Raw genomic sequence first — 16,854 nt, 5'->3', positions numbered from 1 at the left:
TCGGCACTTCACCGCTTTGCCCTCTCACCGACACCCCAGTACCATGCCCTGCGTGTCCCGCCTGCCGGCGTCGCCGTGGCGGAATTCATCCTTGAACGAGCCCTGAATATGCCCCTGATGCTACGCCGCGCCGCGGCCCTCCTACTCGGCGCTCTGTATTTACCACTGGTCATTGCAGCCGAAGCACAGCCAACTCACGAATTCGTCCTCGACAACGGCCTCAAGGTGATCGTCCGCGAAGATCACCGCGCACCGGTGGTGGTGTCCCAGCTCTGGTACAAGGTTGGCTCTAGCTACGAGTCGCCAGGCCAGACCGGCTTGTCCCATGCGCTCGAGCACATGATGTTCAAGGGCAGCCGCAAGCTCGAAGCGGGCGAAGCCTCGCGCATCCTCCGCGAACTTGGCGCGGAAGAGAACGCCTTTACCAGCGACGATTACACCGCCTATTACCAGGTGCTGGCGCGTGATCGCCTGGCTGTCGCGCTCGAGCTGGAGGCCGATCGCCTGGCCAGCCTGAAGCTGCCGGGCGATGAGTTCGCACGCGAAATCGAGGTGATCAAGGAGGAGCGCAGGTTACGCACCGACGACAAGCCCAGCGCCCTTGCCTATGAGCGATTCAAGGCAATGGCCTATCCCGCCAGCGGGTATCACACGCCTACCATAGGCTGGATGGCCGACCTCGAGCGCATGACCATCGAGGAGCTGCGTAGCTGGTACCAGGCCTGGTACGCCCCCAACAACGCTACCCTTGTGGTGGTTGGTGACGTAACCCTGGATGAGGTGCGAAAACTGGCCGAGCGTTACTTCGGACCGATCAAAAGCCGCGCCCTTCCCAGCGCGAAGCGCCCCCTGGAGCTCGACGAACCCGGCGAGCGACGTTTAAAGCTGCATGTGAAGACCCAGGTGCCGAGCCTGATCATGGCGTTCAATACACCAAGCCTGGCCACATCGGATAGCGCCCGACAAATCCATGCCCTGCGCCTGATCAGCGCCCTGCTCGATGGCGGCTACAGCGCCCGTCTACCGCAGCAGCTCGAGCGCGGCGAAGAACTGGTGACCAGCGCTTCTGCCTGGTACAACGCCTACGCCCGAGGCGACACCCTGTTCGCCCTCAGCGCTGCGCCCAACATGCAGAAAGGACGCACCCTGGAAGAGGTGGAGACCGGCCTCTGGCAAGAACTCGACAAGCTCAAGCAGACAGCACCTTCCGAGGAAGAGCTGGAGCGCGTACGCGCCCAGGTTATCGCCGGACTGGTTTATGAGCGCGATTCCATCACTCAGCAGGCCACCACCATCGGCCAGCTCGAGACCGTCGGACTATCCTGGCGACTGATGGATGAAGAGCTCAGCGCGCTTGAGGCGGTGACACCGGACGATATCCAGCAAGCTGCCCGTACCTATTTCACACGCTCCCGGATGAGCGTCGCCCATGTACTGCCCGAGGAGTCCAGCGATGAGTGATCGCAATCTGTTGCGTTGCGGCCTGCTCGGCCTGGTCATGGCGTCCTGTCTGGGCATCGCTGCCTGCGACGCCGATACCGGTGAAACGGCCGCAGCCATTCCCACGCCTGCGGCTGGAACCGTTGCGACCCCCGGCGAGTCCGGCCAAGCGATCGCCAACGCAAAGAACGCCGAAGCGGCCCGCTTGGAATCCTTGGCCGAGTTGGGCGACCAGCCGCTGGCACGCCGCGAGCTGGACATCCAGAGTTGGCAGACCGAAGGCGGTGCTCGAGTGCTGTTCGTCGAGGCACGCCAGTTGCCGATGTTCGATCTGCGCCTGACGTTCGCCGCCGGCAGCAGCCAGGACGGTGACGTTCCCGGCGTGGCCATGTTGACCAACGCGATGCTCAACGAAGGTATTGAAGGCAAGGATGTAACGGCCATCGCCCAGGGCTTCGAAGGGCTTGGCGCCGAATTCGGCAACGGCTCCTATCGCGATATGGCGGTCGCCAGCCTGCGCAGCCTGAGCGAGCAGGACAAGCGCGACCAAGCCCTGGAGCTGTTCAGCCAGGTGGTAGGCCAGCCGACCTTCCCGGAAGATGCATTGCAGCGCATCAAGAATCAGGTGCTCGCGGGCTTCGAATTCCAGAAGCAGAACCCGGGAAAGCTGGCCAGTCTTGAACTGTTCGAGCACCTTTACCAGGATCACCCTTACGCGCACCCCAGCGAAGGCACCGCCGACACCATCCCTGGCATCGGCGTCGCCCAGCTACGCGACTTTCATGGCAAGGCATATACCCCTGGCAATGCGGTGATCGCCCTGGTTGGTGATCTCGACCGCGCGCAGGCCGAGGCGATTGCAGAACGGGTCTCCAGCGCGTTGCCGCAAGGTCCCGCACTACCCGCGCCACCGGCCCCGAGCGCACCGACCGCAAGTCAGCGGCACATCGACTTCCCTTCCAACCAGACCCACCTGATGCTCGCACAACTCGGCATCCCGCGCGGCGATCCGGACTACGCAGCGCTTTACCTGGGCAATCAGATCCTTGGCGGCGGCGGTTTCGGTACGCGCCTGATGGAAGAAGTGCGCGAGAAACGCGGGCTTACCTATGGCATCTACTCCGGGTTCAGCCCGATGCAGACCAACGGCCCGTTCATGATCAATTTGCAGACCCGCGCCGACCTTTCCGAGGCAACACTGGCACTGGTTCAGCAACTGGTCGGCGAGTTTCTGGAAAAAGGCCCGACCCAGGCCGAGCTGGATCGCAGCAAGCGTGAGATCGCAGGCAGCTTCCCGCTGTCTACCGCGAGCAACGCTGACATCGTCGGCCAGCTGGGCAGCATCGGTTTCTATAACCTGCCGCTGACCTATCTGGAAGACTTCATGCAACAGGTCCAGTCGCAATCGGTCGAACAGGTCAGGGACGCGATGAACAAACATCTCAGCGCGGACGGTTTCGTGATCATTACTGCCGGCCCGCAAGTCGAGCAGAAACCATTGCCGCCACCGAGCGAAAAACCCCTCGAGCAACCCAGCAGCGTTCCGGAGCATTGATGGCCAACCCTCCTATCAGACCTTCTGCCCAAAGCCACGGCGGTCAGGGACAGCTGCGAATCATTGGCGGCGAGTGGCGCAGCCGGCGATTCGAGTTTCCGGATGCCGAAGGTCTGCGGCCGACGCCTGATCGCGTGCGCGAGACGCTGTTCAACTGGCTCGCGCCCTATATGTCCGGCGCACGAGTGTTCGACCCCTATACCGGAAGTGGCGCGCTTTACCTCGAGGCACTGTCACGCGGCGCAAGTATGGCCTTGGCGCTGGACGTTAACGCCAACGCCATCGCCAGCCTGCGCAAGCATCTCGACACGCTCAAGTGCGGCCAGGGCCAGTTACTGCAGAGCGACGCGCTGCGCTATCTCGAAACTCAATCGCCCACAGCGTTCGATCTGGTGTTCCTCGATCCGCCGTTCAACAAAAACCTGCTGCAACCAACATGTGAGCTGCTGGAAAACAAGGGTTGGCTGGCCAAGCATTCGTGGGTCTATACCGAGAGCGAGATGGTGCCTTCGAGCCTTGGGCTGCCCGCCAATTGGCGGCTGCATCGTGAGAAGCAGGCTGGAAAGGTGCATTACGCGTTGTGGGAGCGCAGTGCGCAGGCGTGAACCTCCGATAGTCTGTTGGTCCCACTGCAACTAAACGGCGCCGGCCACAGATGTAAGTAATCAGCAACGGGACTGCCCTGTGTCCGCAACCTATCCCGACCCCTTCATTGAAAACCGCTCTGGCGACGATTTCGCCCCCGCCTGGTGGTTGCCAGGCGGTCACCTGCAGACGCTCTGGAACCCCTTCTTGCGGCGCAGGATCAAGCTCGACCGACGACGTGAGCGCATCTGGTTGGCCGATGGGGATTTCATCGACCTCGACTGGCATGGCCCGCACGAACCGGCGGCACCCTTGGTGCTGGTCCTGCACGGGCTGACTGGCTCCTCCAGCTCACATTACGTGCTGGGCCTTCAGGCGCAGCTGGCGAAACGCAACTGGGCCAGCGTTGCGATCAACTGGCGTGGCTGTTCCGGCGAGCCGAACCTGCTGCCCCGCGCTTATCACTCGGGGGCCAGCGATGACCTGAAGGAGGTTATCGCCCACCTGCAGGCGGCCCGGCCGTTGGCTCCGCTGTATGGGGTCGGCTACTCGTTGGGCGGCAATGTCCTGCTCAAGTATCTGGGTGAAACTGGCCCAACGGCGCCACTACAGCGTGCTGTGGCGGTTTCGGTTCCGTATCGGTTGGATCAGTGCGCCGACCGCATAGGTCTCGGCTTCTCGCGGGTGTACCAGGCGCATTTCATGCGCGAGATGGTCGCCTATGTGAGGGACAAGCAGCGCCTTTTCACCCAGCAGGGTGCCAGTGAACACCTGTCGGCGCTGCAACGCCTCGGCTCCCTCGACGGCATGCGCACTTTCTGGGATTTCGATGGCCGCTTCACAGCCCCGCTTCACGGTTACGCCGACGCAAGCGATTACTATCGCCGTGCCTCGAGCCGCTACTTTCTACCGAATATCCGCGTACCGACCCTGCTCATCCAGGCCGAAGATGACCCCTTCGTGTTTCGCCACAGCGTGCCCGAACTCGGTGAACTGTCCGCAACCACGACACTGGAACTGCACCGAACCGGTGGCCACGTTGGCTTCGTCGAAGGCATGCCACACAAGCCGCGTTACTACCTGGAGCGTCGAATACCGGAGTGGTTAGCGCAGCCCCATATGGCCAGCCGAGTCGATTCAACGTCCCAGCATGAAGGTTTCGAACTCAAGGTCCTCTAGCGAATTGGCCAGGCGCACCAAACCCAGCAGCACGCAGGCCAGTACCGACAAGGTAAAGCCATAGCCGAAGAAGCTCGGTCCCATCTGCTGACTGACGACTGTCAGTACCGCATTCAGCAAGACGAAAATCAGGCAAAGCTCCAGCACGATCCGACGCTTGTCCAGGTAAAAAAACACGTTGAGCAACGCCATGAATACCACCTGGATACTGACGCCGATGAGGTCGACGTAGAACAACGGTAGGTAGTATGCGGATATCCCCAGCCAGGCCAGCAGCTGTGGCGCGATCAGGAACAGCAGCACCACGGTCAGCCCCTGAACTTTGCATATTTCCAGGAGCCCCTGGCGTACCGAGAGAATCATCTGCTGCTTGAGCTGACCGATATGTTGCAGGGTCTCTCCGCCGCGTATGGCAGAGTAAACGCGGTCATACCATTCGGCGAAGTCGGTCTCGATGCGTACCAGGAACACGGCCATACCAGGAATGATGGCCAGATACGCCAGAAAGATCGGCAAGTCATAGAGCATCGAAGCGCGCAGCGGACCGATGACCTGGCTGGACGTGCTGGGGTTGAACCAGAACAGGATCTTGTCGATCCAGATCCCCATGTTGTAGCAAAGCCCGGTCACGAGCAGGCTGACGAACACCTGTTTACGCTTGAAGAAGTCGAAGGCCACCAGTTGCTTGGCCGGGTATTCACGCAGGATGTCGAACAGAAACATGAAAAACAGGCTGGCGTGGCCGATCAGCAGGCTGAGCAGCAGCCCTTCGAGCTTGAGAAAACGCAGCAGGAACGAGCACAGCACCATCAGCGAGTAGCCTGCCGCCATGACCAGCAGGATGCGGTTGTAGGCTTTCATGCCCGATAGAAAAATGATGGTCAGCCACAGGTTACAGAGCACCACGAAGTTCGCGAGCATCAGCAGACGGTAGAGAAATGGCTGGTCGAACAGCAGGCCGAGCAGGATAAATCCAAGCAGCCCGGACGAGACGGTGGTGACCAGGAGTATTCCGATCAGATTGGGCAAGATCATTTCTTGCCGCTTTTCGAACAACCGATCGGAAATGAACCGAGTGAAGAACAGCTGGGCGCCGCCAGTGACGATCAGCGACGCGGCCATCAAGTAGGTCACGCTCACCAGAAACTGTCGAATCAGGAACTCCGGTACGACGACCCCCAGGCTCATCACACCAATCAGCATCACGCTGATGATCGACAGGACCCAGGGCCCCGAGCTGATCAGACCGGCATAGACGTAGGCTCTAAGAGTGGCCGTATAGGAATCGCGCGACAGGATCTTGCGCAGCTCGAAGCCAATCCCGGCCATGTCAGACTTCTCCCTTGGCGTTGCGATAGAGGTTGCGGTAACGGTCGAGCATGAGCGTTTCAGTGTAATAGCGATTGACCCGCTGCAGCCCTACCGCCTGCGCGGCTCGCCAGCGTTCCGGGCTTTTAAACAGGTTGATGATCGCGCGGGAAGTAGCTTGCGGATCGGCGATCGCGACGACCTCACCCGCACAGCCCAATGCTGGCTCTTCATCGGGCGCGCCTTCGATCAATTCACGGCAAGAGCCAACGTCACTGGTCACCACCGGCGTGCCGGCTGCCCAGGCTTCCAGTATCACCAGCGGCTGCGCCTCGCTGATCGATGTAAGCACCATCAGACCGAGATTCGGCAGCAGCTCGTGTATCTGTCGAAAGCCGAGAAACTTCACCTTACCTTCGAGGCCCAGGCTGATCACCAGGCTGTGACACTCAGCGGCATAGGCCCGATCTTCCTCTTCGGGACCAACCACCCACCCTTCCGCTTCGGGAATGGCGCTAACCACGCCGCGCATCGCCCGGATGAAGGTCTTCACGTCCTTGATCGGCACCACACGGCCAACCAGGCCGACAATGGGTGCGATCCCGGCTGGCCGGCGCTGCAAGGCATCGCCCCAGGCAGCCATCGCAATGCCATTGGGTATGACCCGGGTACGGATCGGATCGGCGCCATCGGCTATCTGGCGTTGGCGGTTGCCGTCGTACAGGGAAATGATTGGGTCGGCAGCACGATAGGTAAGCAAACCGATACGTTCGAAGAAGCGAATCCAGAGCTTGCGGATATAGCTGAACTCCGCGTCCAGACCGGTACGCAGCGCTTCGTCTGCCCCCTCGGAAATCCAGCTCGCCTGGGCCAGGTCGATTTTGCGTTCCTTGGTATAGATGCCGTGCTCGCTGAGCATGTATGCGCATTGCCAGCGTTTTTGCAGGATCGCCCCGAGCAGACCGGCGTAGCCGGTTGAAATGGAATGCAAGGCCCTGGCCCGCGGCAGCCGGGCCGCTGCCTGAGCAAGCATGACGAGCGGCGCATGCATGGTGCGCAGCGTCCAGAAATAGTTGATGAACGATGGATCGCTGCAGTGCTGGGAATAACCGTCGGTGATCGCCTCCCAGCTCGACCGGCTTCGCAACACGTCATCAAGGCTCAGGCGCCCCGATGCGAGAATCTCAAGAATAGCCTCACCCTGCTCGATGGAAGGCTCGTCTGGATGATGCAGAAACTCGTGCATCTGCCGCATGCTGTCGCGCGACCCTTCGCCCTTGGCCACTTCCACCGGATCACCGGGACGCCAGGCGCTCTCCAGAAAGTGCTCTTCGATATGAACGACGTTTGGTGGGATCTTGTATTGCCTCTCGCCGTAGGCTTCTCGCTGGCCACCGATAAAGAACACCGAGAAGGTGAACTCCGGAAGCCCCAGGATCAATTGATTGACCCAGCTGGACACGCCACCGCGCACGTAGGGCCATGTGCCCTCAAGCAATAGGCAAACATCAGCGATCGGGGTTTCGAGATTAGGCTTGGTCACAACCAGTACTTCGCGAGGGAGGCAAAAGGTGGGCGTTGCAGGACCGAATCGGGCAGCTCGCAGAGTTGTCCCGCAATGTCCTCGTAGCGACCTTCGATGAAGGCCGTTTCGGCACGGTACGGAGCCAGGGTCGGCTTGCCTACGCCGGCAGCCTCAGCCTGGTCGAAGTGGGTCTTCGCCGCGTCCAGTCGCCCCTGCTCCAGGGCAATGCGTCCGGCAAGCACGTGAGCATAGGGGTTATCGCCGCCATCGAGGGTATGCTGCGCATGCTCCCGTGCCTGGTTGAGAACATGCTCGAGCACGCTGCCTTGGGCCAGCCCAAGATAAGCGAGCTCCCAATACCAGCGCGCCAGGGCATCATGCAGGGCGGTCCGGTGTGAACCCTCCGCCGTCGCCAACTGTTGCAACGAAGTCTCGATGCGAAGGTTGATCTCGCTTTCCTGCTTATCGAGCATCGAATAGGCCAGCAACCGCACATCATCGGCCGGATCGCGCAGCGCCACCTTGAGGATGGGAATCGCCTCACGTGCAGGCATCCGGCGCGTCGCGAATAAAGCGGTCAGGCGCTTCTCGGTATCCGGGGCGTGACGCAACACATCCTGCAGGCCGCCGTCGTTGAACATCAGCTCCTTGCCTCGCTCCTGAGGGCGGAAGGGCAGTTCAGGCAATGCCATGGAGTCCCAGGTCAGCTGCTTGTGTCGACGGGGCAGATAGAGCGCCGGAAACAGCGCGGCAGCAACACCAACGGCGCCTAGCCCCGGTACGAAAAATGCCAGACTGAAGATAAAAAGCGGACTCCAGGGCAGTGGAAACTTATAGCGTCTAGGCAGCAGCAGCCAGATACCGCCCGCGAGCAATGCACTGCTGAGGGCATGCGCCCCCAGGTATAAGGAGGTTGCCTGCGCGATGCTCAACTGCTCTTGAAAGGCCGCCCAGCTGCCGACCTCGAACAGCAGCGCGCCGCTAAACAGCCACTTGCTGATCATTCAGGGCGCACTCGCTGTAGAGGAAATGGCGTATCGAGTCGTGGCCGCTCGCGGTACCGAGGTCGTGCGCGAGTACTTTCACCTGCAGACTCTCAAGTGTTTCACCGGCCCCAAATCGCTCGGCCAGCAACGCGTTCAGACGGAACAGGTAACCCTGCGCACCCTCGGCCGAGGTGAGTGGTAGCAGCACCAGCACGCAGGTATTACCGCGTTGATTTTCTGCTCTGAGTTGCAGATCCAGCCCGCGTCGGCTGTCTTCGATCAGGCGCAGCAGTTTTTCACGGGATGGGGAGGCCCCCACTTCCAAGCAATAGAGGCTGGCATCCAGCCCATGTGATCTGGCATCGCTCAGTGAGCGCTTCAGGTTCTGGCTGAATACCTGGCTGTCCATGTCTTGCAATTGCAGCGTTTGCGGGTCGCTCAGGATCAGATCAGCAATATGCCCAGCCAGGATCGAGAGCAGGCCGAACACGCGATCATTGAAGGAGAAAAAGGGCATCTGCTCAACGGCAAGGATGGCCAGGATGCGACCCTCGGTATCGATGAGCGGAACGCAGAGCTGGTAGCTGGAATGCTGTTTATGCTCGCCACGCTCGAGCAACTCTTCACGAATACTGACCAGCTCTCCGCGTTTCAGGCACATGCGCAGGAGCAGATCATTTTCATCAAGAGGCGCCGTATCACCGACCACGCTCAGGGGGCTGGCCACTGCGGCACCGCTCTTCACCCGGTAGAGGCCCGCCGCCCGGAACGAGCCGTACTGCGTGAGCAGGCTCAGCACCGGCTCGGCCAGCGCCGCGAGCGGATCGTCTCCCCTTGGCAAGCTGCGCAGCTGGTTACGCAAACCGACGAGCGAGCTGCGCAGGCTCTGGTCACTCCCAGCGACTCGCTGTTCCAGCCGATCATGGGAAATACGCAGGATGTAGTGGGCCCGCGTGAATTCGTCCAACCTCAGCTGACGGTAGTCGTTAGCCAGGTCCAGACGCTCCAGGCGCCGTTCCCAGATATCGCGAAACTCACCTACCAACATGCCACTGACCAGCACACCGACAATGAAGGATGCCGGCATTTCGGGGTAAAGGCCATCGCCGAACCGGTGGTAGGCAATCAGCGCGAGGATCAGCAGCACCGCGCTGACCAGCCCACGCATGAAGCCGTAGCGCATTCCCAGCAGCAATGGCGCGAGTACCGGCCAGGGAAACGAGTTTTCAACCATCAACGGGTCGGCAGGCATCAACCAATAGCCGATGCCGATGGCAAGGCCCGTGATCAGCCAGGTTTCCAGCCACGAAACGGCGGTACTGGCGCGTGGGGCCAGCGTGAAATCCTTATGTGCCGAGCTGAGTGCCATTATTCGAGACGCAACGCGCCGGCGAGCTCACGCAGAACCTTCTGCCCGGTGCCCGCAAGACTCTCCCGAGACCAGCCGGCACGCGCTCCGCTCTTGCTCCATACGACCCGCCCGCTGGCAGGCTCAATCACTTGCAGGCTCAGGCCAACCGCAGGCTCGCCATCCAGACCGCTCTTGTATTGCCACTCCTCGACACTGCCGCTGATCACGTAATCGAGGCGTTCGGCTTTTGCCCAGGCAAGAGCCTTGGCCAGGCGCTCCCGATCATCAAGCATGGGTATTTCCGATTGCGGCATCACAGGATAGTGACGCGGCTGGAGGCCACGCTCGGCCAGTACACTGAGAAGAATCTGCTCAGCACGCTCGCCAGCCTGAGGCGCCTGAGAGTAATTGACCACCGGCACCAGCCCCCAGGCAGCCGCTCGTGGTAAACCGGGCGCGCTTTGCTGGGTGAAGGTGGTGCAGCCACCAATGAGAAAGACCATGGCCAGTACGACCAGGCTACGAATGGATGACATCTTTGATTCTCCCTGTGATTGCCGCATCAGCGCCCGAATCGAGTGCTGTAAGTCATGCCCAATGTTCCACCTGGCTCGCCATCACCGTTTTTTGGTGCGGACTGAAAGCCAAAGGTGAACGCCAGCTCATCGTCGCCAAGCACCTGCATGCCGACTCCGGTGTTAATTGCATAGTTGGTCTGCTGTTCGGTCCATTGCCAGCCGGCCAGCACATCGAAGATCCAGCTGAATTGGGCTGTGCTGCGATTCAATGCACCCGGAAAACCGCGGCGCCAGGTGCTACCGATGTAGGCCTGTCCGAAGCGATCCTGTAGTAGATCGGCCGCAGGCGCGCCAACTGAACGCAGCTCGTCGTTCGAGGTGCCATATCTTGCATAGCTAAGCCCGGTGCGAAGCGTCCACGTAGGGCCTTCGAAGAAAACGGCATGGCTCAACTCGAGATTGACCTGTTGCCCGCTGCCCACAGCTTCACCGCTCAAGGTGCTGAAGCGTTGCTGCGCCGCAGACCAGCTGAACTGGTCGCGAGCGCTGATGGCATGAATGCCGCTGACACCCAGCGAATCGCGTCGCCCCATGGCTCGCAGAAGACCACTCTCTTCTGCCTGACGATGCCACCCCATCTGAAACTCGACGGTATCGCCACTGTTGAGTTGGAGGCTGCGGGTAAGCCCGAATCCCGTACGGTCCCCGGCGTCATGACGACTGACGTCCACCTCCACACCCGCTGAGCCATCCGGCAGAGCACGTGTCAGCTGCAATTGCGCCCAATGCTCGATGCCTGGTCGAACCCCGATCAGACCACTGCCGGAGTAGTCCTGCCGGCCAAGCGACAGCTGCGCGTGCCAATCATGGTCAAGTTGACCCGCGATCTCTGCGGTTTGCCCCTGCAGCTCGAGCGACCCGAAATCCTGTTGGCGCATGCCTATCCGGACGCCTTGGGGATTGCGCTCCTGTAGCGCCAGTGTCTGCCGACGTAATTGCTGCTGCACTGCAACCGGCTGTTCGGGCGAGAGCGCCTGCAGACCTTCGGCCAAGGCACGGCCTGTAGCGCCCAGACGCTGCAAAGCCTCGACACGCTGCGCGGGATCCAATCCACCCTCGGCAAGCAGACGCTCCAAGGTCTGGCGGTTCTGCTCTTGCAATGCCTGTTGCAGTTCGGCATAGCGACTGATTCGCAGGCCCTTGCTACGAGCCCAAGCCAGCCATTGCTCCTTGAGCGCACCCTGGTTGGTCGCGTCGAGTTGCTCGCTGAACTGGTCGAACCACAACTGCAACAACGGCTGCGAGCCATCGTTCCAGCTTAGCGCCAGCTCACCGGCCGCCATGCGCGCGCCCCCTGACGTCAATAACCGCAGGTAGGTTTGATAGAGCGCCGGGGCGGCTCCAACCACAGGCATCTCGAAATTACGCAGCACATGACGTCGCAGACGCAGTGCACGATCCGCATAGCCGGCGCTATCCAGCGCATCGGCATAGGCCGCCTGCACCAGCGCATCGCCAGGATCCTTTCGCAGGTAAAGGTCGAACCAGCGCAAGGCTTGATCGTTGCGGTTGAGCATCAGGTTTGCGCTTGCGAAGGGAAGCCACAGTCCACTTTGCTTTCGCGCCAAAGGCTCCCACTGCTGCAGCAGCGGCCCGAGCGCGTCACGCTCCCCGTGATCGATGTAATGCCAGAGCAGCTGCTCGCGGAACTCTCCCGCATGGGGGAAAAGCGACAGCGCCTGAAGATAGATCTGCTCGGTCCCGGCGCGGTCGCCATTGCGTGACGCTACGAACGCGCGGGCGCTCCAGATAGCCACAATCCTGTCACTGTCGGGCAGCTGAAGTCCTTCACTGATCAACCGCTCCACCCGGCCCAGATCGCCGAGTTCCATAGCCAATTGCAGTGCACGAGTTAGGTTGGGCTGCGTGCGATTGCGCTCCCAACTGGTAATCATCACGTCCAGCGCACGAGTCGGCTCGTTGCGCTCGTAAAGCGCGATGAGTCGTTCTTCGGCAGTGCTGGTGGGACCGACCCCCAACGCGGCAAGCCGCTGGTAGGCGTCGAGCGTGTCTGCATCTCGCTCCAGCTCCCATGCCAGCTCCGCACGCAGCAGCCAGTAAGCTGTGTCGGTCACCGTCTTGGCGTCCGCAATGTCGAGCACGCGCCAGGCAGCCTGAGGGTCGAACAGCTCCCAATGGTCCTCGGCCCACTTGATCCGCTGATCAATCGTCAGACCGAAACGGCGGTCGATCTCTGCCCACAGCTCGACCTGCGCGACCTGCTGGTGGGTGTGCTCGAGAATCTGCTGAAGATGCAGCCAGGCGCGCTGGTGACCGGGCCTGCTACGGAGATAGTCACGCAACCAGCGCTCGGCCTGCTCTGGTGTACCCCGCGCGTTATGGCTGTATACCAGCGCATCCAGTTCGGTATCGGACAACTGCCGCAGCTTCCCGGCCCCGGCGAGTAAAGCGATGGTGTTGTCATAGTCGAAAAGCTGTGACGCCAGACGCCAGGCATGTTCGCGGATCGCCGGTTCGTCACGTTGCTGGACCAGACGTAACCAGAATTCAAGCGATTCGCTCGTCCGGCCGGTCCACTCACCGAGCCTGCCCATCAGCTCCAGAGTCTCGGCATCCAATGGACCAAGCGCTGACAGGTGCTGCCCTGCAGCCCAGGCCTGTTCCAATTGCCCCGCCGCGAGGCGAAGTTGCATGTCGGCGTGTACAGCGGACGCATCGTCCGGCTGAGCCTCGCGCCAGCGAGTGACCGTGTCGATCGCCAGATCGTAACGATGGCTACCGACCCCAGCCCGAACAGCCCTGCCGAACAGATCACCATCGGCGGCGCTCAACAGATCGAGATTACGGTGGACCAGCTCTGCTGCCTGCTCGCCCTGATCGGCCGCGACCATCGCTGAAAACGCCTTGCCGAGGTATTCGCGGCGCTCCGCGGACGGCTCGGTGCTGGCAAGCAGGTCGGTGAAGATGCGTGCAGCAGCCATCGTATCCCCCGCTGCCAGATGGCTCTGCGCTGACTCGATCAGCCAGTGCTCGCGCTGAGCCTCATCTCGAACCGCCAGATCGCGATAGGTAAGCGCCGCCAAAGCAGGGTCGCCCAGGGCCAGCGCATAACGAGCAAGACGGGACAATTGCTCGATGGTGACACTTCCGCGCTCTACGGCGCCTAGCTGATCGCGCAGGGCGGCAAGCGTCGAAGCCGATATACCATCGGTGGCCGACTGCGCTTCCAGCACTGCAAGCTCGGCAAGAAAGAAGCGCACGTTGTCAGACTCGGACTCGGCCAGTTTGAAGACATGCGAGCGCGCACGCGCGAGGTCGCCCAGCTCGACAAGCTGCTCGATGAGCTTGAGGCGCAAGCTGGTGTCGTTCGGGTGCGCCTCAAGCAGAAGCTCGGCGTAACTGATGGACACAGCGTCGGGCTGTTTTTCGCTGGGCATGAACACGTCTTCGCCGGTATAGGTCAGCACCAGCAAGGCGCCAACGAGCACCGCCACCAGCAGCAGCGCCCATGGACTCAGCAGTCGAGTGGGTTCAGTTACAGAGGAGCTGCGCATCTACCACTCGTTTCCCTGGCAGATCGAACCGCCACAATCCATCCGCCTTTACGGCTTGATAACGTTTACCCGCCACATCGAGCGAGCACCGGCCCACGGCGCGCACTGAAAACCGCAAGGGCATCTCACCGGCGAACGACAACTTCACCCTGTTCTCGTCGAGATAGTCCCAACCCAGTAACGGCAGATTTGCCTGCTCCAGCGCGGGACGCGGGTCGCGCTCGCCTCGCAGCGCGAGTACTGCACCTGAACTGCTCAGGTGGACATAGCGGCCCTGGGGCAGATCACGAACACCCGCTACGCCTTGAGACCGGGCCAGATCCGGCCAACCGAGGCTCGGGTCCAGGCGCAGCGTGCGCAGGCCATCCATTGCGCGAATCTGCCAGCGACCGTCGGCCAGACGAGCCAGGCTGGCCTGGTGCAGGCCATGCATGCGGGTGATGTACTGGCTCATCCAGAGTGAGATCGGCTGCTCAGCCAGCATCGAGCGATAGATCTCCTTCATGGTGCGGATGGAGGCCTGCTTGGTAGCTGAATAGAAGTGGTAGTACAGATGCAAACCACGCAGCCGACGGGGCCCGTCTGTTAGCTCAAAGGTTTCCAGCACATCGCGGAAGCCGTAGTACGGCCCCTGCCAAAGGTTGGTGTAGAGGTTTTCATTGATGATAGGGGCGTAATACTGGACGCCGCCTGCGGTTGGCCTGATCAGCGGCGACAAGCCGGTAAGTGACGGCCGCGCATGAGTGAGTATGGTGGTGCCACCATTGACGTTGGCCAGTCCGGCGTCGTACGCCAGCTTGATGGTCGCCGCGTCCGGCAACGCATCGCCCGTCCAGAAGATCATCTTCACCGGCTTCGATGCACTGGTAAGGCGCTCGTTTATATACGCCGTCGAGCCTACGACCTCCCGTGTGAAGTCGAGCGTGTCGTACCCAGGGATGGTCATCGACATCCCATAGTCGGCGGTGAAACCTTCGCGCAGCCGAGCCCGCTCAGGCTGCCAGAAGAACGGGTGACTGAAACTGTGAGTGGCCACCTCCACCTTTGCATCGGCGAAGATCTCACGAGCGATCGGCTCAAGCTCCCGGGAAAGATGCGGGTAGCGCCCCTTGGGCCCGATTTCACCCTCGATGACGGAAACGGATGTCAGCAGCGCGTGAGGCTTGATGAATGTGTCGAGCACCTCACGCCCCGCATAGGGAGACCCTGTCACTTCGGCACGTGAAAGGAAGCCGTCGCCATCGATATGCACCGTAGCAACTCGCCTGCCATTCTCCGTGGTCGCATCCGGACGCGGGATAGCGGGTAACCGCAAGGCCTGTTGCAAGAAGGCGAATGGATCAAGGATCCAGCGCTGGCTGTCCGGGCCTTCCTCAAGGATGTAAGGCGTCAGCGCGATACCGCCAGTCGCCCCCGTAGCGATCGGGACGTACTGACGCAGCTCGCTGTCGACAAGCTCAAGGGCGGCCGTCGCGGTGCCTTCGATGACGGTGAGCGGCACAAGATCGCGCAATCGGATCACCACCGGCGCCTCGAAACTGCCGACCAGCCGCTCGTCGCGACTGGCAATCCGGACTTCACGCTTGGCCTGCTGACCAACCCGTTGCAGACCCATGCGGGCCAGCAAGGCCTTATCGGTAACAGGCAAGCCCGCCATGATGGCCAGCGGAACGGACTCATCGATGCGTGCCGACAGCCATCGATCGAACCCGGCTGAATCGGCGGGCGCCCCGCTAGTCATCCAGGTCACTACGCCTGCATAAAGCCCGGCGAGGGGGCCGTCTGGGAGCTGGTCGGCAGCAAGATAGTCGATACGATACCCGAGGTACTCGAGCAGCCCACCGAGGAACATATGACCGCGATTCGACGAAAGCGGACCTTCGCGCGGGTCATAGACGACCGCAATGCGGCGTGGCTGGACCTCGATGCTGCTGACTCCGAGGTAATTGAGATCTGGCATCGTCACGAAGGGCACAAAGCCTTCCGACTGCAGTCGCTGAGCCAGCTCTCGGGCCTGGTCACGCTGAGTAGCCGGAAGATAGTCGATCGCAATCAGCGGCACCCCTTTGGCGCGCAACGGATCAAGATGAATGTTCAGCCAGTCGCGATCCGCCTGTGGTACTTCCCTGTAATGTGCGGCGTTCGCATCCCACCCGGCATGGATCGATTCCACAGCCACGGCGGAGGCGACACCTGAGAGCTCCGGCAGCACTTCGAAACCACGATTGAATATGAGCTTCAGCGCGGGCTGCCGCCGCTTCAGCTCGGCGAGGAAATCACGCAACGCGATGCGTTGCTCTTCTCGTTCCGCCTCTGGCAGCAGTTGGAAACTGTCCAGCGTATCCAGAAACAACCCGGTATAACCCTGGCCCGCCAGCGCTTCGGCACGGCGCAGCAGATGCGCCTGCCAGGCACTGGATGAGAGCAACATCACCTGGCTGTTCCAGGCCTGGTTGCGCACGTCGCTTGCGCCCGCAGCCAGATTTACCCCAGGCGCCTGCACGTCTCCGTCGAATTCGCCGATAGAAAGGTAAGCAAAAGGCTCGCTGCCCTGAGCACGAAGGAAGGCCACGTCTTTAGGTTCGAGATGTGCCGATTCCAGAACGGTCCATTCGAACTGAGCGAGCTCAGCGAGCGGAGGGTTGGCGGCGTACCAGAAAGCCACACTGCCAGGGCTGGCGGTGTCGGCTCGACTGGGTGAAGCCAGGGCGAACACACCGCCCAACACGACGAGTGCCAAGAGAACGATTCGCGAAATAGCCGGCAATTCAAAAAATACAGCCGCGATGGTTCGGCAATCTCGCGCTTGAGCAACCCACATGACTTCCACCA

Annotated in this window: 11 protein-coding genes; 4 read left to right on the top strand and 7 right to left on the bottom strand. The window is 61.3% G+C overall.

The features are described from left to right. The first annotated feature begins 108 nt into the window (after positions 1-108). From EA797_RS01640 to EA797_RS01625, 4 genes are all read left to right on the top strand, one after another. A complete protein-coding gene (locus EA797_RS01640; RefSeq protein ID WP_122163453.1) occupies positions 109-1,461 on the top strand; it encodes a M16 family metallopeptidase in 1,353 nt (450 codons plus the stop codon). After that, positions 1,454-2,995: a M16 family metallopeptidase gene (locus EA797_RS01635; RefSeq protein WP_122163452.1), complete on the top strand. Its 1,542-nt coding sequence runs from the start codon at positions 1,454-1,456 to the stop codon at positions 2,993-2,995. The genes EA797_RS01640 and EA797_RS01635 overlap by 8 nt, the downstream gene beginning before the upstream one ends. Next, complete coding sequence (gene rsmD / locus EA797_RS01630; RefSeq protein ID WP_122163451.1) at positions 2,995-3,600, top strand: 16S rRNA (guanine(966)-N(2))-methyltransferase RsmD; 606 nt, start codon at positions 2,995-2,997, stop codon at positions 3,598-3,600. Before EA797_RS01635 ends, rsmD begins: the two co-directional genes overlap by 1 nt. Positions 3,601-3,679: 79 nt before the next feature. After that, the gene (locus EA797_RS01625; protein ID WP_244214048.1) at positions 3,680-4,759 is read left to right on the top strand and encodes a hydrolase; all 1,080 of its coding nucleotides are present in this window, start codon (positions 3,680-3,682) and stop codon (positions 4,757-4,759) included. Here the strand turns inward: EA797_RS01625 and pelG are convergent. The 7 genes from pelG to EA797_RS01590 are packed head-to-tail and all read right to left on the bottom strand — an operon-like array spanning position 4,718 to position 16,843. Beyond that, positions 4,718-6,088 carry an exopolysaccharide Pel transporter PelG gene (pelG, locus tag EA797_RS01620; protein WP_122163450.1) on the bottom strand — a complete coding sequence of 457 codons (1,371 nt, stop codon included), beginning with the start codon at positions 6,086-6,088 and terminating at the stop codon, positions 4,718-4,720. The two genes, EA797_RS01625 and pelG, sit on opposite strands and share 42 nt — an antisense overlap. Before the next feature lies 1 nt (position 6,089). Next, positions 6,090-7,610 (bottom strand): GT4 family glycosyltransferase PelF, encoded by a 1,521-nt coding sequence (pelF, locus tag EA797_RS01615; protein ID WP_122163449.1) that lies wholly within the window; start codon positions 7,608-7,610, stop codon positions 6,090-6,092. Beyond that, positions 7,607-8,596 (bottom strand): HEAT repeat domain-containing protein, encoded by a 990-nt coding sequence (locus EA797_RS01610; protein WP_122163448.1) that lies wholly within the window; start codon positions 8,594-8,596, stop codon positions 7,607-7,609. The genes pelF and EA797_RS01610 overlap by 4 nt, the downstream gene beginning before the upstream one ends. After that, on the bottom strand, positions 8,574-9,947 hold the full coding sequence (locus EA797_RS01605) for a PelD GGDEF domain-containing protein (protein ID WP_122163447.1): 1,374 nt from the start codon (positions 9,945-9,947) through the stop codon (positions 8,574-8,576). The genes EA797_RS01610 and EA797_RS01605 overlap by 23 nt, the downstream gene beginning before the upstream one ends. Continuing rightward, positions 9,947-10,465 carry a penicillin-binding protein activator LpoB gene (locus EA797_RS01600; protein ID WP_122163446.1) on the bottom strand — a complete coding sequence of 173 codons (519 nt, stop codon included), beginning with the start codon at positions 10,463-10,465 and terminating at the stop codon, positions 9,947-9,949. Before EA797_RS01600 ends, EA797_RS01605 begins: the two co-directional genes overlap by 1 nt. A gap of 26 nt (positions 10,466-10,491) precedes the next feature. Then, positions 10,492-14,022 (bottom strand): tetratricopeptide repeat protein, encoded by a 3,531-nt coding sequence (locus EA797_RS01595; RefSeq protein WP_122163445.1) that lies wholly within the window; start codon positions 14,020-14,022, stop codon positions 10,492-10,494. Further along, positions 14,000-16,843: a bifunctional glycoside hydrolase/polysaccharide deacetylase family protein gene (locus EA797_RS01590; RefSeq protein ID WP_122163444.1), complete on the bottom strand. Its 2,844-nt coding sequence runs from the start codon at positions 16,841-16,843 to the stop codon at positions 14,000-14,002. Before EA797_RS01590 ends, EA797_RS01595 begins: the two co-directional genes overlap by 23 nt. Between the last annotated feature and the right edge of the window lie 11 nt (positions 16,844-16,854).

It is taken from the genome of Stutzerimonas zhaodongensis, from assembly GCF_003696365.1.
Classification (GTDB): Bacteria; Pseudomonadota; Gammaproteobacteria; order Pseudomonadales; family Pseudomonadaceae; genus Stutzerimonas; species Stutzerimonas zhaodongensis.
This window is presented reverse-complemented; position numbering and strand designations above follow the sequence as displayed.

What these genes read in the sequence shown, in the direction of transcription:
- EA797_RS01640 (WP_122163453.1), top strand. Translation starts at nt 109, where the DNA reads ATGCCCCTGATGCTACGCCGCGCCGCGGCCCTCCTACTCGGCGCTCTG.
- EA797_RS01635 (WP_122163452.1), top strand. Translation starts at nt 1,454, where the DNA reads ATGAGTGATCGCAATCTGTTGCGTTGCGGCCTGCTCGGCCTGGTCATG.
- rsmD (WP_122163451.1), top strand. Translation starts at nt 2,995, where the DNA reads ATGGCCAACCCTCCTATCAGACCTTCTGCCCAAAGCCACGGCGGTCAG.
- pelG (WP_122163450.1), bottom strand. Translation starts at nt 6,088, where the DNA reads ATGGCCGGGATTGGCTTCGAGCTGCGCAAGATCCTGTCGCGCGATTCC.
- EA797_RS01610 (WP_122163448.1), bottom strand. Translation starts at nt 8,596, where the DNA reads ATGATCAGCAAGTGGCTGTTTAGCGGCGCGCTGCTGTTCGAGGTCGGC.
- EA797_RS01605 (WP_122163447.1), bottom strand. Translation starts at nt 9,947, where the DNA reads ATGGCACTCAGCTCGGCACATAAGGATTTCACGCTGGCCCCACGCGCC.
- EA797_RS01600 (WP_122163446.1), bottom strand. Translation starts at nt 10,465, where the DNA reads ATGTCATCCATTCGTAGCCTGGTCGTACTGGCCATGGTCTTTCTCATT.
- EA797_RS01595 (WP_122163445.1), bottom strand. Translation starts at nt 14,022, where the DNA reads ATGCGCAGCTCCTCTGTAACTGAACCCACTCGACTGCTGAGTCCATGG.
- EA797_RS01590 (WP_122163444.1), bottom strand. Translation starts at nt 16,843, where the DNA reads ATGTGGGTTGCTCAAGCGCGAGATTGCCGAACCATCGCGGCTGTATTT.